This is a genomic window from Hydrogenophaga aquatica (assembly GCF_054780915.1).
In genome coordinates, this window is record NZ_BAAGVK010000011.1 from 223,696 (window position 1) to 246,555 (window position 22,860).

22 protein-coding genes are annotated in these 22,860 nt (G+C 63.7%); 10 read left to right on the forward strand and 12 right to left on the reverse strand.

What is annotated here, in order from left to right; all coding sequences use genetic code 11:
- The first annotated feature begins 34 nt into the window (after positions 1–34).
- The 8 genes from mltG (at position 35) to ACYVHH_RS08515 (ending at position 6,774) form a co-directional block, all read left to right on the forward strand.
- Entirely contained in the window at positions 35–1,036 is a 1,002-nt protein-coding gene (gene mltG / locus ACYVHH_RS08480) for an endolytic transglycosylase MltG (protein WP_460564699.1), read from the forward strand.
- A 13-nt stretch (positions 1,037–1,049) separates the two neighbouring features.
- Complete coding sequence (gene tmk / locus ACYVHH_RS08485) at positions 1,050–1,691, forward strand: dTMP kinase (protein WP_460564700.1); 642 nt, start codon at positions 1,050–1,052, stop codon at positions 1,689–1,691.
- Complete coding sequence (locus ACYVHH_RS08490) at positions 1,688–2,728, forward strand: DNA polymerase III subunit delta' (RefSeq protein ID WP_460564701.1); 1,041 nt, start codon at positions 1,688–1,690, stop codon at positions 2,726–2,728. Before tmk ends, ACYVHH_RS08490 begins: the two co-directional genes overlap by 4 nt.
- 5 nt (positions 2,729–2,733) lie before the next feature.
- Positions 2,734–3,102: a PilZ domain-containing protein gene (locus tag ACYVHH_RS08495; RefSeq protein ID WP_460564702.1), complete on the forward strand. Its 369-nt coding sequence runs from the start codon at positions 2,734–2,736 to the stop codon at positions 3,100–3,102.
- A 9-nt stretch (positions 3,103–3,111) separates the two neighbouring features.
- The gene (locus ACYVHH_RS08500) at positions 3,112–3,933 is read left to right on the forward strand and encodes a TatD family hydrolase (protein ID WP_460564703.1); all 822 of its coding nucleotides are present in this window, start codon (positions 3,112–3,114) and stop codon (positions 3,931–3,933) included.
- Positions 3,934–3,954: 21 nt separating this feature from the next.
- Positions 3,955–4,635 carry an ankyrin repeat domain-containing protein gene (locus tag ACYVHH_RS08505; protein ID WP_460564704.1) on the forward strand — a complete coding sequence of 227 codons (681 nt, stop codon included), beginning with the start codon at positions 3,955–3,957 and terminating at the stop codon, positions 4,633–4,635.
- Between the two features lie 121 nt (positions 4,636–4,756).
- Positions 4,757–5,206: a tripartite tricarboxylate transporter TctB family protein gene (locus ACYVHH_RS08510; protein ID WP_460564705.1), complete on the forward strand. Its 450-nt coding sequence runs from the start codon at positions 4,757–4,759 to the stop codon at positions 5,204–5,206.
- Between the two features lie 47 nt (positions 5,207–5,253).
- Positions 5,254–6,774, forward strand: a complete 1,521-nt coding sequence (locus tag ACYVHH_RS08515) for a tripartite tricarboxylate transporter permease (RefSeq protein ID WP_460564706.1) — start codon at positions 5,254–5,256, stop codon at positions 6,772–6,774.
- Between the two features lie 246 nt (positions 6,775–7,020).
- Here the strand turns inward: ACYVHH_RS08515 and ACYVHH_RS08520 are convergent, their stop codons facing one another.
- From ACYVHH_RS08520 to ACYVHH_RS08570, 11 genes are all read right to left on the reverse strand, one after another.
- Positions 7,021–7,920, reverse strand: a complete 900-nt coding sequence (locus tag ACYVHH_RS08520) for a rolling circle replication-associated protein (RefSeq protein ID WP_460564707.1) — start codon at positions 7,918–7,920, stop codon at positions 7,021–7,023.
- On the reverse strand, positions 7,898–8,458 hold the full coding sequence (locus ACYVHH_RS08525; protein WP_460564708.1) for a hypothetical protein: 561 nt from the start codon (positions 8,456–8,458) through the stop codon (positions 7,898–7,900). The genes ACYVHH_RS08520 and ACYVHH_RS08525 overlap by 23 nt, the downstream gene beginning before the upstream one ends.
- Complete coding sequence (locus tag ACYVHH_RS08530; protein ID WP_460564709.1) at positions 8,455–9,144, reverse strand: VC1465 family Xer recombination activation factor; 690 nt, start codon at positions 9,142–9,144, stop codon at positions 8,455–8,457. Before ACYVHH_RS08530 ends, ACYVHH_RS08525 begins: the two co-directional genes overlap by 4 nt.
- 124 nt (positions 9,145–9,268) lie before the next feature.
- Positions 9,269–10,231 (reverse strand): homocysteine S-methyltransferase family protein, encoded by a 963-nt coding sequence (locus tag ACYVHH_RS08535; protein ID WP_460564710.1) that lies wholly within the window; start codon positions 10,229–10,231, stop codon positions 9,269–9,271.
- Between the two features lie 165 nt (positions 10,232–10,396).
- Positions 10,397–11,959 (reverse strand): methyl-accepting chemotaxis protein, encoded by a 1,563-nt coding sequence (locus tag ACYVHH_RS08540; protein WP_460564711.1) that lies wholly within the window; start codon positions 11,957–11,959, stop codon positions 10,397–10,399.
- A gap of 143 nt (positions 11,960–12,102) precedes the next feature.
- Positions 12,103–13,551 (reverse strand): amidohydrolase family protein, encoded by a 1,449-nt coding sequence (locus ACYVHH_RS08545; protein WP_460564712.1) that lies wholly within the window; start codon positions 13,549–13,551, stop codon positions 12,103–12,105.
- 33 nt (positions 13,552–13,584) lie between these two features.
- On the reverse strand, positions 13,585–14,559 hold the full coding sequence (locus ACYVHH_RS08550; protein WP_460564713.1) for an ABC transporter ATP-binding protein: 975 nt from the start codon (positions 14,557–14,559) through the stop codon (positions 13,585–13,587).
- Complete coding sequence (locus ACYVHH_RS08555; RefSeq protein ID WP_460564714.1) at positions 14,559–15,554, reverse strand: ABC transporter ATP-binding protein; 996 nt, start codon at positions 15,552–15,554, stop codon at positions 14,559–14,561. Before ACYVHH_RS08555 ends, ACYVHH_RS08550 begins: the two co-directional genes overlap by 1 nt.
- Before the next feature lie 16 nt (positions 15,555–15,570).
- The gene (locus ACYVHH_RS08560; RefSeq protein ID WP_460564716.1) at positions 15,571–16,494 is read right to left on the reverse strand and encodes an ABC transporter permease; all 924 of its coding nucleotides are present in this window, start codon (positions 16,492–16,494) and stop codon (positions 15,571–15,573) included.
- A gap of 14 nt (positions 16,495–16,508) precedes the next feature.
- The gene (locus ACYVHH_RS08565; protein ID WP_460564717.1) at positions 16,509–17,477 is read right to left on the reverse strand and encodes an ABC transporter permease; all 969 of its coding nucleotides are present in this window, start codon (positions 17,475–17,477) and stop codon (positions 16,509–16,511) included.
- A 30-nt stretch (positions 17,478–17,507) separates the two neighbouring features.
- Positions 17,508–19,103, reverse strand: a complete 1,596-nt coding sequence (locus ACYVHH_RS08570) for an ABC transporter substrate-binding protein (protein ID WP_460564718.1) — start codon at positions 19,101–19,103, stop codon at positions 17,508–17,510.
- Positions 19,104–19,259: 156 nt separating this feature from the next.
- Between ACYVHH_RS08570 and ACYVHH_RS08575 the strand changes: the two genes are divergently transcribed.
- A complete protein-coding gene (locus tag ACYVHH_RS08575; protein ID WP_460564719.1) occupies positions 19,260–20,003 on the forward strand; it encodes a GntR family transcriptional regulator in 744 nt (247 codons plus the stop codon).
- Positions 20,000–21,235 carry a YbfB/YjiJ family MFS transporter gene (locus tag ACYVHH_RS08580; RefSeq protein ID WP_460564720.1) on the forward strand — a complete coding sequence of 412 codons (1,236 nt, stop codon included), beginning with the start codon at positions 20,000–20,002 and terminating at the stop codon, positions 21,233–21,235. Before ACYVHH_RS08575 ends, ACYVHH_RS08580 begins: the two co-directional genes overlap by 4 nt.
- A 40-nt stretch (positions 21,236–21,275) precedes the next feature.
- On the opposite strand, the gene ACYVHH_RS08585 is transcribed toward ACYVHH_RS08580, so the two are convergent.
- A complete protein-coding gene (locus tag ACYVHH_RS08585) occupies positions 21,276–22,856 on the reverse strand; it encodes a winged helix-turn-helix domain-containing protein (protein WP_460564721.1) in 1,581 nt (526 codons plus the stop codon).
- Between the last annotated feature and the right edge of the window lie 4 nt (positions 22,857–22,860).

Consider the following 22,860-nt stretch of genomic DNA (forward strand, 5'->3'; position numbering starts at 1 on the left):
CGGGTGCTTGTATTTTCCCAGAGGCGCCGAGTCCGTGTTCCGATTGTTGAAATCGCTGCTTTGGGGTGGCGTGCTGCTGGCACTGGCTGGTGTTGCCGCCACGCTGGTGTGGCTGCACCGTCCCCTGCCCATGAATCTGCGTGGCGAGCCAGTGCTCGACCTGGTCATCGAACCGGGAACCTCTGCCCGGGGTGTGGCGCGCACGCTGGTGGCCAGTGGCGTCAGTCAGCCTGAAGGGTTGCTGTTTCTGTGGTTTCGCCTGTCTGGCCAGGCCCATCTGATCAAGGCCGGCAGTTACGAGCTGGCCCCGGGCACCACGCCGCGCGAACTGCTTGGCAAGCTGGTGCGCGGCGAGCAGGCCGTGCGCCGCGTTACCCTGGTGGAAGGCTGGAACTACAGGCAGGTGCTGCAGGCGCTGCGCAACGCCGAGCACCTGCGCTATGACCTGCCCGCCGACCCCGGCGCCGTTGCCCGTGCGGTGGGGCTTGCAGCCGGGCACCCGGAGGGGCGCTTCTTCCCGGACACCTACGTCTACCCAAAGCACGCCACGGCGTCGAGCGTGTTGCGGCAGGCCGCCGTTGCGATGGAGCGGCGGCTGGATGAAGCCTGGAAGCAGCGTGCGCGCAACGTGCCGCTGCGCACGCCCGAGGAGGCGCTGATCCTTGCCAGTATCGTGGAAAAGGAAACCGGCATGGCCAGCGACCGGGCGCAGATCGCTGGCGTGTTCGCCAACCGGCTCCGCATCGGCATGCGCCTGCAGACCGACCCCAGCGTCATCTATGGCCTGGGGGAGAGCTTCGACGGCCGCCTGCGCCGCCGCGACCTGGACACCGACACCCCGTACAACACGTACACGCGCGCGGGCCTGCCCCCCACGCCCATCGCCATGCCGGGCATGGAGTCTTTGCTGGCGGCCGTGCAGCCCGCCTCCACCGATGCCATGTACTTTGTGTCGCGCGGAGACGGTTCCAGCCAGTTCAGCAGCACACTGGACGAACACAACGCGGCGGTGCGCCGCTACATCCTTGGCCGCTGACCCGAGATTGCTCATGACCCATTCCGGACGCTTCATCACTTTCGAAGGCATCGACGGCGCAGGCAAGTCGACGCACATTGCCTCTCTGGCCGAGGCCTTCAGGGCGCAGGGCCATGCCGTGACGCTGACGCGGGAGCCCGGGGGAACGCCGCTGGCCGAGAAGTTGCGGGAGCTGCTGCTCCACGAAGCCATGGACCCGCTGAGCGAGGCCTTGCTGATGTTTGCCGCCAGGCGCGAACACCTGCGCCAGGTGATTGAGCCCGCACTGGCGCAAGGGCATGTGGTGCTGTGCGATCGCTTCACCGACGCCACCTTTGCCTACCAGGGTTACGGGCGGGGCTTTGACCTGGATGTTCTGCGTGCCCTGGAGGGCTGGGTGCAGGAACGCGCGGATGGCCATGGCGTCCTTCAGCCCGACTTGACGCTGTGGTTTGACGTTTCGCCTGACGTGGCCGCCGCGCGGCTTTCCGGTGTGCGGAACCCAGACAAGTTCGAGGCCCAGCCGCAGGCCTTCTTTGCCCGCGTGGCTGGCGGTTATGGCGAACGCATGGCGCAGGCCCCGGCACGCTTTGCGCGCATCGACGCCCGCCAGTCTGTGGAGCAGGTGTGGGCATCGGTTCTGGCGGTGTGCCGACAGCGGGGGCTGCTGGCATGACCGGCGAAACCGCCGAAGCGGCTGACGGCGGGGTGCTGGCGCCCTGGCTGCAGGCGCAGCTGGACCAGCTCAGGCAGCAGCGCGGGCACGCGATCCTGCTGTCGGGGCCGCCGGGGCTGGGGCAATACCCGTTGGCCCTGGCCTTGGCACGTGCCTGGCTGTGTGAGAGCCCCACGTCCACCGGCGCTTGCGGGGTGTGCGCCAGTTGCCATGCCATCGACGTGCGCACACACCCTGACCTGTTCGTCCTGATGCCGGAAACACTCTGCATGGAGCTGGGCTGGCCGCTGGACGAAAAGACCCAGGACAAGATCGACAAGAAGGAAATCAAGGCCAGCAAGTTCATTCGCGTGGACGCCACGCGCGAAGCGGTGGCTTTCACCCAGTTCACACGCTCGCGGGGCGATACCAAGGTGGTGTTGATCTACCCGGCCGAGCGTTTGAACGTCGAATCGGCGAACACGCTGCTCAAAACGCTTGAGGAGCCGCCGGGCGCCGTGCGCTTCATCCTCGCCACCGAGGCTGCCCACGCCCTGTTGCCCACCATTCGCAGCCGGTGCCTGACGCACACGATGCTCTGGCCTTCGGCGCAGCAGGCGTCGGCATGGCTGCTGAGTGCGGCGGAGCAGGCCGGGGCCAAGCTTTCGGCCGCAGACCTGGCAGTGTGGCTGCGTGCCGCTGGCGGCCGCCCCGACGATGCGCTGGACTGGGTGCGGCAGGGCGTGCCCGCATCGGTCTGGGCCCGCCTGCCCAAGGCGCTGGCCGAAGGGGACTTTTCCCTCATGGCGTCCTGGTCGCCCGCACGGCAAATGGATGTGATGCAGAAGGTCTGCCACGACCTGATGGTGGCGGGCGCTGGCGGGGTGCCCCGCTTTTTTGCAACCGATGACCTGCCGCCCGTACCGGCCGCGGCGGCACTGAACGAGTGGCACCGGTGGCTGCGCCAGGCGTCCCGGACGCTGGAGCATCCTTTCAGCGCGGCCTTGTTGCAGGAAGCCTGGGCCGTCCGCGCCCGCGACGCTCTGGCGCTACACTAACCGGCATGAGCACCCATGACGCTGCCGGTTCGGTTGCGCGCCCCACGGTCATACAGCTGTCGATCAAGGAAAAGGGCGCGTTGTACGCGGCCTACATACCGATGTTCTCCGACGGCGGCATCTTCGTGCCTTCGGCGCGCGAGTACCGCCTGGGCATGGATGTCTACGTGCTTCTTACGCTGCCGGACGACCCGCAGCGCTACCCCATTGCAGGCAAGGTGGCGTGGATCACGCCTGCAGGCACGACCGGTTCGCGCACGCAGGGCATAGGCATACGGTTTCCCTCTGATGACAAGTCCAGGATGCTGAAGGCCCGCATCGAGGAAATCCTGGGTGCTCACCTGGCCTCCGACCGGCCGACACAGACGGTTTGATTCTTTTTCATGTTTGTCGATTCCCATTGCCATCTGAGCTTTCCCGAGCTCTCGTCCCAGCTGCCCGTGATCCTGGATGCCATGAGCGCCGCACGGGTGGACGAAGCCCTGTGCATCTGCACCACCATGGAGGAATTTCCCCAGGTGCATGCCCTTGCCACGCAGAACAACCGGCTCTGGTCCACGGTGGGTGTGCACCCCGACAACGAAGACGTGCACGAGCCAACCGTGGACGAACTGGTGCAGCATGCCGCGCTGCCGCGCGTGGTGGGCATTGGCGAGACGGGGCTGGACTATTACCGCCTGGGTGACCGCACCCTGGCCGACATGGAGTGGCAGCGCGAGCGGTTTCGCGTGCACATCCGGGCAGGGCGCATCACCGACTTGCCACTCGTGATCCACACCCGCAGCGCGTCCGACGACACGCTGGCCATCCTGCGGGAAGAGGGGGGCTTTGGCGGTGGCGGCGCCGGGGCCCGGCCTGTGTCCAGAGGCGTATTCCACTGTTTCACCGAGTCGATGGACGTGGCGCGCGCCGCGCTGGATCTTGGGTTCTACATTTCGTTTTCGGGCATTCTGACCTTCCGCAATGCTGCCGATCTGCGCGAAGTGGCGGGATTCGTGCCGCTGGAGCGTTGCCTCATTGAAACCGACAGCCCGTACCTGGCGCCCGTGCCATACCGGGGAAAGACCAACACGCCCGCCCTGGTGCCTTTCGTAGCGGCCCAGCTGGCCGAGATCAAGGGCGTCCCGGTGGAGGAGGTGGCCAGGGTCACCACCGGCAACTTCCATGCCCTGTTCAGTGCCACGCGCCCCTTGGCCGCAGCGTGATCCAGTACAGATTCAAATCGCATGAAATACATCAAGAAAATTCTTCAAAACTTTGTTTTTGTTGTGTTTTTTCTTGGGTCTTTTCCGGCGGCTGGCGCTGGTTCGTACGAAGCTTTCTTCCGCGCGCTGGAGCGTGATGACGTCAGGACGGTCCAGCGCCTGCAGGCACTGGGGTTCGACCTCAACACGCCCAGCCCCGATCTGGAGCCGCCTCTCTACCTGGCCATTGCCAAGGAATCTTATGCAGTGGCCGGGTATCTGGCGGCGCAGCCATCGGTGGACGTGGAAGCGCGCAGCCCCGCTGACGAAAGCCCCCTGATGATGGCCGCTCTCAAGGGGCAATTGCGCCTGGTGCAGGCGCTGATCGACCGCAAGGCCCACGTCAACAAGCCCGGCTGGACCCCTTTGCACTATGCGGCCACCCACAGCGAGCGGGTGGCGCTGGAGATCACCCGGCTGATGCTGGAACGCCACGCCTACATCGATGCGGCCTCCCCCAACGGCTCCACGCCGCTGATGATGGCCGCACGCTACGGCCGCGCAGAGGTTGTTCAGCTGCTGCTGGAGGAGGGGGCCGACCCCCTTCTGAGGAACCAGAAAGGCCTGAGCGCGATTGACTTCGCCCACAGCGTGGGGCGCGAAGAAGTGGCCGAAGCGATTGCGGCCTTCGTCAGGAAGCAGCAGCCCCGCGGCAGCTGGTAAGCGCGGTCGGTTTGGGGGAAGATGAACCCCCGCCTCAGCCGATACGTGCAATTACGTAAAGACTTCCAGGGTGTTTGCCTGTCCAATTCAGGCACGTCTTAGCACGTCAACAGGAGACTACATGACACACAAAGACACACGGGACATCGTCGGAGGGTGGCTGATGACCGCAGCGGGCCTGTTCGCGGCCTGGTATGCCAGCCAGAACTACGAGTTTGGTGAGTTGCACCGCATGGGGCCGGGCTATTTCCCGGTGGCTCTGGGCCTGGTTCTGGCCGTGCTGGGCGTGCTGATCGCGCTGCCCGCCATGTTGCGCAGAGGCGAGGCCATTCAGGTCGAGTGGAAGACCTTTGCTCTTGTGACCCTGAGCATTGTCGTGTTTGCCTTCCTGCTCAAGACAGCCGGTCTGGTGCTCGCGACCGTCGCCTCGGTGTTGGTGTCGTCGTTGGCCGACCGCGAGATCACGTGGCGTGCCCGTGTGCTGGTTGCCGTGGGTGTGGCGGCAATCACCTGGGGTGTGTTCAGTTTCGGTTTGGGCATGACCCTGCCGACCTGGCCCTGGAGCCCTTGAGTCTCAGGCCGTTTTCACAATAACGTTCAATTCAACGCGAGACAAACATGGACATAGTCAATGGCCTCTGGGTCGGTCTGCAGTCTGCGATGCAGCCCGTGACCCTGCTGTACTGCTTCATAGGCGTTTTTCTGGGCACCCTGATCGGTGTTCTGCCGGGTATCGGCGCGCTGGCGACCATTTCGCTGCTCCTGCCGGTGACCTACCACATTCCGCCAACCGCCGCGATCGTGATGCTCGCTGGCGTCTACTACGGTGCGCAGTACGGCGGCTCCACGGCCTCCATTCTGCTCAACCTGCCGGGCACGCCGTCATCGGCAGTGGCCTGTCTGGACGGTTACCCCATGGCCAAGCAGGGCAGAGCGGGTGTGGCGCTGTTCATGACGACGATTGCTTCGTTTGTCGGCTCGATGCTGGGCATCCTCATGCTGGTGCTGTTTTCGCCCAGCATCGCGGAGCTTGGGCTCAAGTTCGGCCCGGCGGAGTACTTCTCGATGATGTTGCTGGGGCTGGTCGCGGCGTCCACGCTGGCGTCGGGTTCTCCCGCCAAGGGCATGGCCATGGTGGTGTTCGGCCTGCTGCTGGGCACGGTCGGCACCGACGTGAACTCCGGGGTGGCCCGTTTCGATTTCGGTGTTCCCGAGTTGATGGACGGCATCAACCTGGTGGCTCTCGCCATGGGTGTCTTCGGCATCTCCGAGGTGATCGGCAGCATCAACCAGCCGCGCGAATCCAAGGTGCGTGAAAAGATCACCATGCGCAACATGATGCCGACGAAGAAGGACGTCAAGGACTCCGTCATGCCCATGTTGCGTGGCACGGGCATTGGCAGCTTCTTCGGTGCTCTGCCGGGAACCGGTGCTTCCATCGCGTCTTTCTTCTCGTACGCTGTCGAGAAGAAAGTGGCCAAGGACCCCAGCCGTTTCGGCAATGGCGCCATCGAAGGGGTGACCGCCCCTGAGTCCGCCAACAACGCCGCCGCGCAGACCGCATTCGTGCCGACCCTGTCTCTGGGCATTCCCGGTGACGCGGTGATGGCGCTGATGCTTGGTGCGTTGATCATTCACGGCATTCAGCCGGGCCCGCTGCTCATGACGCAGCAGCCGGACCTGTTCTGGGGCCTGATCGTCAGCTTCGGTATCGGCAACATCATGCTGATGATCCTGAACCTGCCGCTGATCGGTATCTGGGTGGCTATCCTGCGCATTCCCTACAACGTGCTGTATCCCGCCATCCTGGTGTTCATCGCGCTGGGTGTCTACAGCGTGAACAACAACACGTTCGACGTGTTCATGGTGGCCTTGATCGGTGCCGCTGGCTACGCGCTGGCTGTGCTGCGCTTTGAGGCGGCGCCGCTGTTGCTGGGCTTCGTGCTGGGCCCGTTGATGGAGGAAAACCTGCGCCGCGCCTTGTTGCTGTCGCGCGGTGACATGTCCACGTTCATTGACCGTCCGATCAGTGCCGGCTTCCTGGCGTTCTGTGCGGCCCTGGTGCTGTGGACCTTGTGGTCTGTGCTGAAGCAGCAGCTGCGGGCCAATGAACGGGCCAAGGATTTTGGCGAAGCCTGAAGCGTATCTGCAAGTGACAGATGGAACGGGACCTGAGGGTCCCGTTTCTGTTTGTGTTGGTCCATATTATTTCTACAATGTATATCGTGAATTAATTGGCATCATACCGAAATTCTTTCAATTCATGGGTCAATTAAATGCGCAATTGTGGATCGAATTGACCATATTTGAAGGTAACGCGGTTACACCCGAGGCGTGATACGACCCGAGCCACCGACGTTCCCGTCAGTGATCAGCCCGTCTCAATTACGCAAGGTTGCCGAATTCGTCACATGGCACGCCATCCAGCGCCGCCAAGCCCGGTATTCGGATATTCCGGTCAATCATCAGCCAGACACAGTCCTTGAACCGCCCCATGCCCCACGTGAGCTGGTCGCTTACGTAGTGGGGAAGGTCATTGAAGACCAGCTCAAGCACCTCACAAAGGCTGTACCCGACAAACCGCATGCGCTCAGGCTTGGGCACCGTGACACCCTTGCTAGAACTGAAGCGGTTGGACCACGCATCACCATCAGCAAACGCCTTGACCATGTACTTGGACAGGTAAGCCGCCACCTTGGAAGGAGCCCGCTTGCTGTTGCGCTTGTGAGCTGACACGTCGATGTTGCCGCCCAACTCACCCACGACCGCACGCCACACAGCCCTGACGACGTTGAAGCTCTTGACCTTCACACCTGGCCTGGCCTGAAGCTCCCTGGGAAGCCTGTGCACCGCCATGTGGACATGCCATGCACCACGCTCCTGTTGCTCGTATGCAGCCACATAGAAGAAGCCAGGGATCAACCGCTTCATGCGCCGGTTAAATTCCTTGACGTGCCTCTTGAGCAACTCCCGATCGACCATGTTGGCCCGATAGGTGAGGGTGAGGAGGGTGTCCACACCCGACGCCTTGCACAGGTGCCGCACACGGGTCTTGGCGCGCTTTGCCGCCCGCTCAAGATTGGCCTGACGCCGTTCCTCAGCCGTGGCTTCCCGCTGCTCAAGGTAGGCCGCGTAGGCCTCATCAGAGAGCACGTCGACATGCTCCCAGGTCACCAGTTCCTGTATCCGGTACTCATGGTGGCCATTGCCCAAATCCCGGCGCACGAAGTCGTATCCGCCGCCAGGCACCCCACGAAGGAGGTCACGATCTACAATCCGTTCCATCAGCTTTGCTCCTACCAAAGTTGGTCACCGCCCCCGTGCTGTTGCAACCAGCAGTGGGGGCATTCTTTTTGCGGGCCAAGCCGTTCGCCCTCATGAAGGCCCGCATCTCACGCTCAGTGTCGAAGTGAAAGGTTTGCACATCGCCACTGACGTACTTGCCATAGGGATGGGCGTCCAGACGATCCCGAAGCTCCCCAAAGGCATAAGGACGCACAGACACATCCGTGAACCCGTTCATGCGCAGCCCCTGAGCCTCAGCATACCGGTGCAGACGCCAGTACACAAACTCGATGAGTTGCCCAAAGAAATAGGCCCGATCAACCCGCGGTTGACCATCCGACGCATCCAAGACGGTCCCAGGCTGCAGCGAGACCCCATCGTCTGGATCACTGAAGTCTTCCTCTTGCATGTAGCGGATAGCACCACGCAGGGCCACCCAGACTTCAGCCTGCAAATCCTCCTCAGACAGCCACGAATAGCAGTCCTGACGGGTCACGACCGGGGGAAGGTTGGCCGCGATGGCGGGTTTCGTACTCATGATTTGCCTCCCTGGGAACGGTTCAAACGGTGACGTGCAGAGACCCCGGACTTCGTGGCCACGGTCATTGGCTGGCCACCGTTGGCATGGGGGTTCTGCACCCCCATCCCCCCAGCCCCCACAAGTGGGGCCCCCGGTTGTTCTTCAGAGTGAGAACCCACCGCTTTTGCTGGTGATGTTCCAAAGTGTCCTAGTGATAAATCTAGCCGCCGCTTCGCGTCGGCAGGCGCCACCCCGCAAGCGGGGCCCCTCCTGCCGCGCCAGCGTGCCGCTGGATGACACCGTGTGTCATTCATCGGCTCGCAGGCCCCCCGGCTGTTTCCGTCTTGAAGTCGGTGGTGCAAAGTCTCCAGTTCGGCCTTGAGCAGGCCATTCTCGTGGTACAGCTTCTCAAACGAAGCTGCCTTGCGTGCCATCAGCGACCACCAAGACCATTCAACCGGGTGGATGCTATGGCCCTCAGGCGTCCAGAGCTTCCCAGCGCTGAAGTGCCAGCCTTGCCAGCCATCGCCCGGCAGCTCGTAGCGCAGGTGGACGCGCAGCAGCTTGTAGGCCGCGTGGGGCACCCGCACAGATCCCGCCACCCAGTTATGAACAGTGCGCTCAGACACCTGCAAAAACTTCGCCACGTCTGCGGCCGTATAGCCCAGGCGGGTGTACATGTAGCGGAAGCGTTTTCCTTGCATGGCGCGGGTTTGCGGGTCACAGGCCCGCCGTGGCGGCTTGGCCTGTAATTTCCACAATGTATATTATGTTAAATAGTGGGGGCGCGTGAATTCCCGTCGGTTGCTACTCGCCCCGCAACAGATCTCAGTTCAGAAGTCGCGTGAACAACGGTGTGCACGCCGTTGCTATGGCTTCGATATGTCGCGCATCGGTGCCACAGCAGCCGCCCAGGATGCTGAGGCGCCCATGGCGGGCGCGCATCTCGGCGTAAATCTTCCCAAATTCAACCGGGTCGCCATCATCGAGGTTTTCAGAGGCATCTAGTTCTGCGTGGCTCTTCCGAGAAGCGTTGGCCCGAACACCGCGCAGCCGCTCAAGCCAGGGTTCGCCGCATTCCAGGGCAAACCGAAAATGGTCTGGATGCGCGCAGTTGACCATGTAGTACGCCGGATAGCCTGCCGTGGTGGCATCGACCTGGGTGATGGCTTCTCCGAGTGCCTGGCCACTGGGTAAACGCCCGTCAATTTCGGTGGTAAACGAAATGGCCACAGGCATGTCATGCTTCTTCGCCGCGAGCGCAACACCGGAAGCCTCTTCTGCGGTCGTCATGGTCATTGCGCAAACCATGTCTGTTTCGGTGGTGGCAAAGATACCGATTTGCCACGAGTGGTAGGCCTGGGCTTCGGCCACCGGCATGACATGATCGGCGACATACCCGTCGCCACGAGGCCCTATGCAACCACTGCGTATGCGGGCGCCCGCCACGTTGCGAAATGGCTCAATGACGTCGCCCAACAAGTTGATCGCATCGCGATTGGCTGCAGCCAACTCGTCGAGCGTGTAACCCAGCCGCCATCCCCAGTCTGGGTTGGCTCGCCAAGTCGGACTTTCAAGGATGATCCCGCAGCCGTGACGCTCGGCAATTCGCAAATACTCAATGAAGTATTTGGAAAGTGCGCCACGCCCCTCCTCCGTTCGCAGAAGGCCAAAAGCAGCGAAGAGGGGGATGTCCAATCCATCCCGAAAGACAAGCGTGGTTTCCAGTCCTCCATCTGTCAGAAAAGGCATTGCTCCAAGCTGTGCAAGAGGCGACGTTTGCGTTGTCATTGCGTCTCCTTGCAAGGTGTCCCGCCAAACATGGCTGAGCGAAAGTGTGCGCGCTGCGCCTGTATTTGTCCAACCTCCGGTAATGACAACACACCCCGGGTGGTTGAGGCTGGAGCAACGGTGTTTCAGGGGAAAAATGCATTCCAGTCACCGCGGCCTTGCAACTCAGGCTTCCTGGCCGGTGCCCTGAGCCAGGCGGAACACCGACACCGCCCGCACCAGTTCCTGCGCCTGTCCGTTCAGGCTCGTGGCTGCTGCAGCCATCTCCTCCACCAGCGCTGCGTTCTGCTGCGTCGCCTGGTCCATGCTCTGCACCGCCTCGCCTATCTGCCCCACGCCCTCGCTCTGCTCCCGGCTGGCCGCGCTGATCTCGCCCATGATGTCCGTCACCCGCCGGATGCTCGATACCACCTCCTGCATCGTTGTGCCCGCCTGGTCCACCAGTGCGCTGCCCTGCTCCACCCGTTCCACGCTGTCGCCGATCAGCGCCTTGATCTCCTTGGCCGCCTCCGCGCTCCTCTGCGCCAGGCTGCGCACCTCGCCCGCGACCACCGCAAAGCCTCGCCCTTGTTCGCCCGCCCGGGCCGCTTCCACCGCTGCATTGAGCGCCAGGATGTTGGTCTGGAACGCTATGCCGTCGATCACCGTGATGATGTCGGCGATCTTGCGCGAGCTGTCGTTGATGCCCCGCATGGTGTCCACCACCCGAGACACCACTTCACCGCCGCGCACCGCCACCGCCGAGGCGTTCTGCGCCAGCTGGTTGCCCGTCTGGGCGTTGTCGGCGTTTTGCCTGACGGTGGAACTGAGCTCTTCCATCGACGCGGCCGTCTCTTCCAGCGCGCTGGCCTGGTTCTCGGTGCGCCCCGACAGGTCCTGGTTGCCCTGTGCGATCTCGGCGCTGGCCAGTGAGACCGAATTGCTGCCTTGACGTACCGAGGCAACCACCCGAACGAGCGAGGTCTGCATGGACTGCAGGGCTTGCAGCAGTTGGGCGACTTCGTCTTTGCCCTGGGCCTGGATGGAGCGGGTCAAGTCACCCTGAGCCACCGCGTTGGCCGCATCAATGGCCGAGCCCAGTCCTTGGTTGATACCACGCACCAACAGCAAACCGAAGCCCACCGCAAACGCCGCACCGAGCAGGAAGATGGCCCACGACAGCAGCCTCGATGACTGATAGCGCTTGACCGCATCTTCGTACTCCTGCTTGGCCACCTCCAGCTGCAACGCTGTCAGCCCAGTTATCTCTTTGCGCACTGCCGCGTACAAGGGTTCGTCTTTTTCCTTGAGCAGCTCGCGGGCCGCATCCAGATTGCCTGCAAGCAACAATTCCTGGGCTGGGCCCAGAAAGCCTTGTATGTAAGCTGCACGTGCCGCCTCAAAGGCTCGTGCAGTCTTGGCTTCTTCCGGCGTGTGCTTGGTCGCTATGTAGGCCTGCCACACTTGGTTGATCTCGGCGGTGTTTTGCTTCGCCTGCTCCACGTCGGCCTTGATCACCTCGGGGGTGCCTAGTGCGATGGAATGGGCGATCAACCCTCGGTTGCGCAACAACAGGCGCTGCACATCGAGCAACTGCCCCATGGGAACCGTTCGGTCTTCGTAGACCGTCTCAAGGCCTGCGTTCGCGCTTTGCATTCCACGCAAACCCACAGCGCCCACAGCCAACAAGACCAACAGAAGAACTGAAATCAATACTCCCAGGCGAGTCGAAATCTTTAGCTGGTTCATGTTTTCCTCCTAAGAGAAGAAAAACATATCATATATGTCGATTTGATTTTTGGGGTGAAATCTGGCGGTCAAATCGGAACCTGAAGCAGTGCTCACGAACGCGGCCTTGTCAGGGCGCGCGTTGGGGAGCGAGTGTGGTTGGTTCAGTAATGCGCCTGCCCCCAAGTGCGCTCGGGTATTTCGGTCAGATGGCGCAGTCCGCTGCGGTCGAGCATGCGGTCGCAGGCTGCCTGCGCCTGTTCAAGCACCTCGTTTTCATCGACGCTGAGCACCTGGCGCCCTTGCATCAGGATGCGTCCATCGACGATGGTGGTGTCAACGTCGGCTGCGTTAGCAAAACAGGTCAGCCGGGTCAAAGGCATGTTCATCGGCATCATGTGAGGCTTGAACAAATCGACCAGGATGATGTCGGCCTTCTTCCCGACTTCCAGCGATCCGATGTCGTCCGCAAGGCCCAGTGCGCGCGCGGCATCAATGGTGCACATCTCGAGCACCTTGCCGTGGGGCAGCACGTCGGGGTCCCGGAAATGGCGGCGGTGGTAGTGCATGGCCTGGAACATGTGCCTGAACATGTCGTAGCCGCGGTCTGGGGCCGACCCGTCGGAGCCGAGCGCCACATTGACGCCTCGCTCGATCAGTTCGGGCACCGGGCAGCGCCCGAGGATGGACATGATGGCGCTGGGGTTGTGCACGATGTGGGTGCCGGTTTCCAGGGCTGCAGCGATGTCCGCTTCCGTCAGGTCGATGCTGTGGGACATGAAGGAGCGGGGACCCAGCAGGCCCAGTTCACGTGCGAGTGCGATGGTGCCCGCGCGATGCCCGTCTTGTGTCAGGCCCAGGCCATAACGGCTGGCCAGTGCGACCCCATCAGCCGCCTGTTGCTCAAACTGGGGGCGCAGAGCTTCGTGCCCTGGGTCGTGCATGGGCGCAAAGACTGCCAGGTTGACGGCCATCTGCAGGCGGCCATCGGCGCGGCGGTGGTTGTCGCGCACGATCTGGTCACAAACGGCCATCATCGTTTCCGGCGTGATCTCGCTTTCGGTCGGGGGTTGAGCAGACCAGTCCGTGTACCGGCGCGGCGCCGAGGGCCGGGAGGGCCCTATCGCCAGCACCGCGCGTGTGCCGGCGGCTTCTATGGCGTCGCAGTGGGCTCGTGCGTACTTGGGGTCGTCAACACGCATGATGGAATCGCCGCCACCGAACAGCGAGACCCCGGTGGTCACGCCTGCCTTCAGTTTCTCCAATGAGGCCAGTGCGGCTTCCGCGTGCCAGAACTGTTCGTCGGACGCAGCCGTGTAAACCTTGGCCGCCGCCTGCATCCATGCGCCGGTGCCGGCGCCAGTGCCGATCGTGCGCAGCATGCCGTGCCCGGCATGGGCGTGGCTGTCGATCAAGCCGGGCAGCACGGCTTTGCGGCGGGCGTTCAGCGTTTGGCGGGGTTGGTAACGGGTGCGCAGTTCAGTGGCGTCGCCGATGGCGACGATGCGGTTGCCGTTCACGGCGACGGAGGCGTTTTCCAGAACGCGGCGCTGCGGGTCTAGCGTGAACACGGTGCCGTTGTCGATCAGCAGGTCAATGGGATGGGCGGTCATGGGTCAAGGCTTTCTGGGTGGAACGTGGTCAGGCTAGGCGGCCACAGGGGTTCGAGGGACAAACCGCACGGGCTGGACGCTGCCAGCGACGGCGTGGCAGGCGACCGTCCCGCCACTGGGCAGGCGGCGCAGCTCGGGAGCTTCCCGTTTGCAGACTTCGGCCGCGATCGTGCAGCGGGGATGGAACGTGCATCCGGAAGGCGGGGCAAGCGGGCTGGGAAGATCGCCCGTCGGAACGGCCGCCTCCCGGCGGCCCTGGCCCACGCGTGGAATGGCCCCCAGCAGCAATTGGGTGTAGGGGTGCCGAGGGGCATCGAACAAGGTCTCGGTCGGCGCGACCTCCACCAGCCGCCCCAGGTACATGACCCCCACCGTCGTGGAGACGAAACGCACAACAGCCAGGTTGTGGCTGATGAAGAGACTGGTCAAGCCGTCTTCGGCCTCCAGCCGCTTGAGCAGGTTGAGGATCTGGGCCTGTACCGACACGTCCAGCGCCGATGTCGGCTCGTCGCAGACCAGGAAGTCTGGCTCGCCCGCCAAGGCCCGGGCAATGGAGATGCGCTGGCGTTGACCGCCGGAAAACTCGTGAGGGTACTTCTCTGCATCGGCAGCTGACAGACCGACACGCTGCAGCAGCTCGGCCACGCGGGCGGCGGTCTGGCCGGCCGGGCGCAGGTTCTGGAACACCATGGGTTCGGCGATCGTGCGGCCAATCTTCCAGCGCGGATTGAGCGAAGCGTATGGGTCCTGGAAGACCATTTGCACGCGGGGTGGCCGGGCGCCCTGCCCGGCTGCGAACTGGACACTCCCGGATGAGGCGCGGTCCAGCCCCGCAACGATGCGGGCAAGGGTGGTCTTGCCACAGCCTGACTCGCCGACAAGGCTGAAGGTGGTGCCGCGAGGCACGTCCAGGCTGACGCCTGCCAGCGCACGCACCTTTCGGCCCTGCGCCTGGAACTGGCGGGTCAGATCCGACACCTGCAGCATGGGTTGGGTATTCGCGTTCATCAGGCAGCCTCCGCCACGGGTGGCAGTTCAAACACCGGGGACCAGCACGCCAGCGAGACACCGCGGTGCTCCACCAGCTTCGGACGCTCCTGGCGGCAGATGTCGGTGGCGTGTTCGCAGCGGGGGTGAAACGCGCAGCCGTCAGGGCGGGCTGACAGGCGTGGCATGGCTCCGTCGATCTGCTTGAGCTGATCGGGCGTGTGGTCCAGCGGCGGAATCGAGCGCATCAGACCGTGTGTGTAAGGGTGCGAGGGGCGTCCCACTACATCCTCGACTCGGCCAATCTCGGCAATGCGGCCGGCGTACATCACCGCCACGCGATCGGCGTTTTCCGATATCACGCCCATGTCGTGCGTGACCAGCAGCACCGCCGTGCCGCGCTCCTGGCACAGGCGGCGCAACAGCTCCAGCACCTGTGCCTGCACCGACACATCCAGCGCCGTGGTGGGTTCGTCGGCCACCACCAGGTCCGGTTCGGCGCACAGGGCCAGCGCTATCACGATACGCTGGCGCATGCCGCCAGAGAATTGGTGCGGGTAGGCATCGACCCGCTCTGCGGGTGACGGGATGCCGACGCGGCGCAGCCAGTCAATCGCCCTCTCCCGGGCCTCTGCAGCGGTGAGTGGCAGGTGTGTGCACAGGGTTTCGATCAGCTGGTCTCCTACCGTGAGCAGCGGGTTGAGGCTGAGCAGCGGGTCCTGGAAAACAGCCGCTATGCGGCGGCCGCGCAGCGAACGCATGCGCGCTGGCGGCAAGGCCTGGATGGCCTCGCCGTCGAAGATGATCTGCCCGGAGGCCACGTGGGCGGGGGCGTCCAGCAGCCCCAGCACCGCCATGCCGGTGAGTGACTTGCCAGCACCGGATTCGCCGACAAAACCCAGGATCTCGCCACGCGCGATGTCAAAGCTCACGTCATCGAGCGCAATCAGCGGGGCGTGCCGCGTCGGAATCTCCACACGCAGGTGGCGCACCGACAGCAACGGAGAAGCATTCATGTCTGGTTCCTCCATGTCATTTCAGCCGAGGGTTGAGAACGTCACGCAGCCAGTCGCCAAACAGGTTCACACCCAGCACCAGGCCCACCAGCAGCAGCCCGGGCATGACGGTGATCCACCATTCACCGGAAAACAGCACCTCGTTGCCAATGCGGATCAACGTTCCCAGTGAAGGCGAACTCGCGGGCACGCCCAGCCCAAGGAAGCTCAACGTGGCTTCCGTGAGGATGGCCAGTCCGATGGACAGCGTGGCGATGACCAGCACGGGGCTGAGCACATTCGGCAGAACGTGCCGCCACAGTATGAGGATGCGCCCCATGCCGATGAGCCGTGCGGCGTTGACGTAGTCCTTGTCCTTTTCAACCAGCGTCAGGCCGCGCACGGTGCGGGCGTATTGCACCCAGTTGGCCAGCGCGATGGCGAGCACCACGATGTACAGGGACATTTCTTCATAGACCTCGCGCGGCATCACCGTGCGAGACAGGCCGTCGATCAGCAGCGCCACGAGGATGGCGGGAAAGCTCAGCTGGACGTCGGCCGCGCGCATGATCAGCGCGTCCAGCCGACCGCCGCTGTAGCCCGCCAGCAGGCCAAGCGCCACCCCCAGGGCCATGGCCACCGCCGTGGATGCCAGACCGACAAGCAGCGAGATGCGCAAGCCGTAGAGCATGACGGAAACCAGATCGCGGCCTTGGCCGTCCGTGCCCAGGATGTAGCGCCACTGCCCTCCTTCCAGCCAGACCGGGGGAAGACGTGCATCCAGCACGTCCAGCGCCGCTGGGTCAAACGGGTTCTGTGGCGCCAGCCAGGGCGCAGTCAGGGCCATCACGGCGTAGGCCACCAGCAAAAAGGCTGCAAGCATGGCCTCGGGTGAGCGGCGCAGATGCCAGATCAACTCGGAGTTGCGCGCACGGCGCAAGCCCGAAACAAGCGTGTTCATGGGACGGGCTCCTGTCAGCGCGAGGTGCGCAGGCGCGGGTCGACGGCGAAGTACAGCAGGTCGACCACGGTATTGATGACGACAAACAGCAGTGCAATCAGCAGCAGGTATGCGGCAATGACGGGCACGTCGCTGAAGGTGATGGCCTGGATGATGAGCAGCCCGAGTCCAGGCCACTGGAACACGGTCTCGGTGATGATCGAGAAAGCGATCATCGCGCCGATCTGCAGGCCTGCCACGGTGATGATGGGGATCAGCGTGTTGCGCAATGCGTGCTTGAAGTGCACGGAACGCTCACGCAGGCCCCTCGCCCGGGCAAACTTGATGTACTCGGTACGCATGACTTCCATCATCTGGGTGCGCGTGAGCCGCATGAAGAGCGTGAGCTGGAACAGCGCAAGCGTGATGGCGGGCATGACCAGCGATGCCCAGCCGCTTGCCGTCAGCAGCCCTGTGCTCCAGCCACCCACCTGCACCAGCTCACCGCGGCCAAACGCGGGCAGCCAGTTCAGCCCCACGGAAAACACGAGGATGAGCAGGATGCCGGTCACGAAGGAAGGGACCGAAATCCCGACCAGTGAGGCCACCTGCAGGGCGCGCGCCCCGGCAGAGCGTGGCCGTATGCCGCTGTAGACGCCCAGAGGAATGCCCACGGCCAGCGCCAGCACTGCTGCCACCAGCGCCAGCTCCAGCGTGGCTGGCAGGCGCCCGGCGATGACCTGTGCCACCGGTTCCAGGTTGCGGTATGAGACACCAAACTCCCCCTGCAACACCCTGCCCACGAAGCGCAGGTACTGCAGCGGCAGCGGCTGGTCCAGCCCCAGGTTTTCACGCAGGGCCGCTTTTTCTTCGGCGGTCGCGTTTTCGCCCGCAAGGTTGTTGACCGGGTCGCCGATGAAGTTGAACAGGCCAAAGGCCAGCAGAGAGACGACAGCCATCACCAGCAGGCCATTGGCCAGCCGGGCTGTAATGAAGCGGATCATTTGAGTGAACCGTGATCGGTGGCAACAGTCTTACTTGGCCGGTGCGCGCACCAGCCACAGACGCATCTGGTTGTCGGGTGCCTGGGCCAGTTCAACGCCCTTGCGTGCCGCCCAGGTGATGGGCTGCTGGTGCAGCGGCACGTGCGAGACGTCATCGCGCTCGAGCGCCACGGCCTCCTCGATCAGCTTGTTGCGCTTGGCCGTATCGATTTCGGCGGCGATGCGGGGCAGGTAGGCATCGAACTTCGGGTTGCTGTATCGGCCGGCATTCAGGGAGCCTTCCCTCTGGGTGCGGGTGTGCACCACGTCCTTGAGCAGGCCGTAGGAATCTGCCATCGGCAGACCGGCGTGGCCGACGATGTAGAAAGACACGTCATTCGTGTTGAGACGAACGCTCCAGCGCGCAGTCGGCTCGATCGACAGCGAGGTCTTGATGCCCACACGTGCCAGCATGGACGAGATGGCCAGGCAGATCGCCTCGTCATAGACGTAGCGGTCGTTCGGGCACTGCATGCCCACGGTGAACCCGTTGGGATAGCCCGCCTCGGCCAGCAGTTTCTTCGCGGCGGCCTGGTCATACGGCAGCAGACGCTTGTTGAGGGCGTTGGGCGCGCCATTGAGGTATGGCGACAGCAGGGTGCCCGCAGGCCATGAGGCGTTGCGCATCACCGAGCGCTTGATGGCCTCGATGTCGATGGCGTGGTAGACCGCCTGGCGGACACGCCTGTCCTTGAAGGGGTTCTTGCCCTTGACGTCGCTGTAGAGCAATTCGTCGCGGTGCTGGTCCATGCCCAGGAAGATGGTCCTGAGTTCGGGGCCCTGCACCACGTCTACGCCGCTGGACTGCAGGCGCGGCACGTCCTGCAGCGGCACGCTGACAGACACGTCGATGCTGCCGCTGATCAGGGCCGAGGTGCGGGTTGCGTCGGACTTTATGGGCATGAAGGTCACCTCGCCCAGGTTGTGCCTGGGTTTGTCCCACCAGCCAGGGAACGCCGCCAGCACCGTGCGGGTGTCGACGTCACGCTGCTTCAGCATGAAGGGGCCGGTGCCGTTGGTGTTGCGGTTGGCGTGGTTTTCCTTCTGTTTTTGCAGATCGCTGGCCTCGGTGGCACGGTTGGCCTCGGCCCATCCCTTGTCCATGACCAGAAGCTGCACCAGCTCGTTGGTCAGGATGGGCATGGGGTTGTGCGTTTCCACGTCCACCGTGTAGGCATCCACCTTGCGCACGTCTTTGATGTCGCTGAGGTTGCCTTTGACCAGCGAGCCGGGGGTGTTCACACGCTGCCAGGAGAACACGACGTCATCGGCGTCGAAGGTCTCGCCGTTGTGGAATTTCACCCCCTGGCGCAGCGTGAAGCGCCAGACCGTGGGGCTGATCACCTTCCAGGACGTGGCCAGCGCGGGCTCGATCTGCAGCTTGTCGTTGAAACGCACGAGCGCCTCGTAGATGTTGCTCACGAAAGCGTTGGTGAAGCTGTTGTTGGTCGAGTGCGGGTCCATGGACAGCGCGTCCAGGTTGGCGGACCACGTCAGCGCCTGGGCAGGTGCCTGCGCCATGGCGGTTTGCAGGCCGAAGCCCGCGATCAGGGCCGCAAGGCCGTGGGAAAAAAGATGCTGTTTCACGATGTCTCCTCTACGGGGTTGGTCAGTTCGATCGACATCTTGTGCCGATTCGTGGATTTATTGTCACATAAAAATAAGTTTTTGCAACAAAAATTCTTGGCTTTGTTACCATGAGAGGCCGCATGGCACAATTCAGCCTTTCTCACAGGGACCAACATGGCACGCCCCAAGACCCAGCCCCCGCAGATAGCGCCCGCTGCAAACGCCGATGACGCCGATCAGTCACAGGAACTGGCCGACGAAACGCGTGTGCACAAGGCGATCGTTGAAGCTGTTTTGTCACAAAAACTTCCGCCGGGTACGCGGTTGGTGGAAACCCCGCTGTGCGAGGCCTTCGGGGTGAACCGTTCGCTGCTGCGGCGGGTGCTGGTGCGGCTGGCGAACGAAAAGGTTGTCGAGCTGCAGCACAACAAGGGCGCCGCGGTGGCCCAGCCCACGCAGTCCGAAATGCATGAAGTGTTCGAGGTGCGCCGGCTGATCGAGGGGGGGCTGATGCGCCGCCTGTGCAGCTGTGCCCGGTCTGCCGACATCACCGGCCTGCGCCGCCTGGTGGAGGACGAGACCCGTGCCTACCAGCAGGGTGACCGCACGAACTGGATACGCCTTTCCGGCGAGTACCACCTGGCAGCGGCGCGCATCCTGGGCAACCACGAGCTGGAAGAGATCATGAACGCCCTGGTCGCCCGGACCACGCTGATGAAGGCGCTCTACATTGCCCCGGGGCGCAACGTGTGCTCGTTCGAGGAGCACACCGCCATACTGGATGCCATTGCCGCAGGCGACGCGGAACTCGCCTGCCGCCTGATGGACGAGCACTTGCAGAGCGCCGAGCGGAAACTGAGGCTGGAACCCCCATCCACGGATGTCGACTTCCTGAAACTGTTTGGCAAGCGGGCATGAGCGCCGCGAGCGATACCCCGGGCAGGCAGGATGTCAGTGGCAGGCTTGGCGGCCTGTTGCAGGTGTTGGCACTGGCGCTGGCGCCCTTGGTTGCCCTGGGTTTTTCTCGCTTTTCATATGCGCTGTTGCTGCCCGCCATGCAGAGCGATCTGGGCTGGAGCCTGTCTCAGGCCGGGGCGTTGAACACGGCCAACGGCCTGGGCTACCTCATAGGCGCGGGCGCTTCGGCCTGGGCCGGGCGCCGCTGGGGCGAAAGCAAGGCCTTTGGTGCAGGCATGCTGGTCAGCGCCATGGCCTTGTTGCTGAGTGGCTTGGTGGACGACTGGCACACATTCATGGCCGTGCGTTTCCTGGGTGGAATAAGCACTGCCGTGACGTTTGTACTTGGCACCTCACTGGCAACGCGGGCCATGCCACAGCGGCCGGCCACCGCCCTCGCCTTTTACTTTGGTGGCTCCGGCATGGGCATGGTGCTGGCGGGCAGCGTGCTCCCGCACTGGGTGGACGCCAGCGCGCAAGGCTGGCAGACGGCCTGGTTGCTGATGGGCATCGCTTCCCTGCTGGCGGCATTTGTCAGCGCCGCAGCGGCCAAGTCCCTGCCAAAGGCCAAGAGCCCGTCACTCCTGGAGCAAGGAAAAGGCAGCCTGAAAGCCCTTTGGCCCAGCTTGACGGCCAACGCGCTGTTCGGCGCGGGCTACGTCGGCTACACCACCTTCGTCATCGCGCTGCTGCGCCAGCAAGGCTACAGCGCTACCACTTCCTCGCTGTTTTTCTGCGGGCTGGGCTTGGCGTCGTTGCTTGCCACGCCGGCATGGGGCAAGGGGCTGGCGCGTTTGCGCAACGGTCATGGTTTTGCCGTGGTCTGCGTCTGCGTTGCCGTGGGGTCTGTTCCTGTCATCCTGTCGCCGCTCCTGCCGTCGCTGGCGTTCTCGGCGCTTGTTTTTGGCGCCAGCTTCATGGCGGGTCCTGCCGCCGTCAGCCTGGTGGCGCAGAGGCTCCTGCCGTACCAGCAGCTCGCAGGCGGGCTGGGTGCCTTGACCGCGGCGTTTTCCCTGGGGCAGTCCATCGGACCGCTGCTGGCAGGGTGGATCGCCGACACCTCCGGCCATCTTGAGGCAGGCCTTTGGCTGGGACCGGCACTGCTGGCCTGCGCCGCTGCTGTCTCGCTGGTGCAGAGCGGTGCACTTCAAACGGCGAAGGTGTATCCCGGCGAAGGCACCTCAAGCCCCTGAGGGCATTTTTGCGGGCCCATTCCCGGTACAGGCAAGGTGTTCAGGCAGCCGGCAAGCCCGCACGCCGCAGGCCATCGATGTAGATTTCCCGCTGCTCGGGGTCTCGCACGTAGAAAAGCCTTGCGTGGGCCCAGCCGCAGCTGAAATCCGGCTTGATATTCAGCAGTTGCTCCCTTGCGGCAGACGTTGCTGCCGGCTCCGCCCCCAGGTGGCCAAGGGCAGCAACCCGGTGGGCAAACGGCCAGTAGTGGCAGCTGGGGGTTCGCACGGCCTGCTGCGCGTGGGTATCCGCCGCCAGGAAGTCCCGCGCAAACAGGTGGGCCTGCGCGCAGTACGCATGAAACGCCCAGCGCATCGGGTCGTGCGGGCTCAGGCTGATGGCGTGCTGGAAAAGCGGGTACGCCCGCTCAAACTGACCGACATAGACATAGGAGTCCGCCAGTCCGCACCAGGCAATTGCCAGCGCGGGGTTGAGCTCGGTGGCGATCGTCATCTCGGCGATGGCGTCGTCGTACCGCTGCAGCACCGTGAGCGCGCGGCCAAGGGCAAAACGCACTGTCGCGTCCTCGCCGTCCAGTTCCACGGCCCGCTTGGCCAGGCCCAGGGCGTCGTCCAGCAGTCGCGGCACAGGCTCGGCGTCAAAGTAGATCATGCTGAGGACGACTGCGTAGGACAGGAAGGCGTGTGCCAGGGCAAACCTGGGGTCCAGGGTCAGGGCTTTTCGGAACCAGGCCTGGGCGGTCTGGTTGTCGCCCGGGGTTGCCCGGTAAAGGTGGGACATGCCCAGGTGAAAGTGGTCCCAGGCCTGCAGCGAACTGGGGGGGTGCCGCAGGATCCGGCTACGCGTGTAGCGACCTATTTCGGGTTCGATGCGTCCGACGATCTTTTCGGCGATGTCGTCCTGCACCTCGAAGATGTCATTGACCTCACAGTCGTAATGCTCTGCCCAGATCACGTATCCCTGTGTGGTGTCGACCAGCTGGAAGGTGATCCTCAGGCGCCCCTGGGCGCAGCGAATGGTGCCGTCGACCAGATAGTCGGCGCCCAGCATGGCCGCAGCTTTGGCGGGGTCGGCATGCTTGAGGCCGAAGCTCGCATTGCGGGCCAGCACGAACAGCATGCGGCTGCGGGTAAGCAGTGCAATGATGTCTGCTGCGATACCCTCCGCCAGATGGTCCTGCGTGGGGTTGCCGCCGAGGTTGTTGAAGGGAATGACGGCCACGGAAGGCCGGGCGTCCGGCGGCCCGGGGGGCTTGTCATCTGCCACTGCGCCGACTGGCGGGGCTAGCGGAAAAAGCTCGCCGTCTGGGCGGTTTTCCTGCACGCAGCCAACAAACCGGACCCCCTTGCGCGCGTAGGTTCTTATGAGCCGTTGCCGGCGGCCGTCGTCGCACAGCGCCTTTCGCAGGACGGACAGGCGGCTTTCAATGGTGGAGTCCGAAACGATGCGCCCTTTCCAGACATGGTGGACCAGCTCGTCCTTGTCTATCACTCGCTCGCGTTCACGCACGAGGTAGACCAGCAGGTCGAATACCTGGGGCTCCAGCAAGACTTCGGCACCATTCTTGGTGAATTCGCGTCGTGCCGGGTCCAGAACGAAGTCCTCGAACAAGATGTCCATGGCG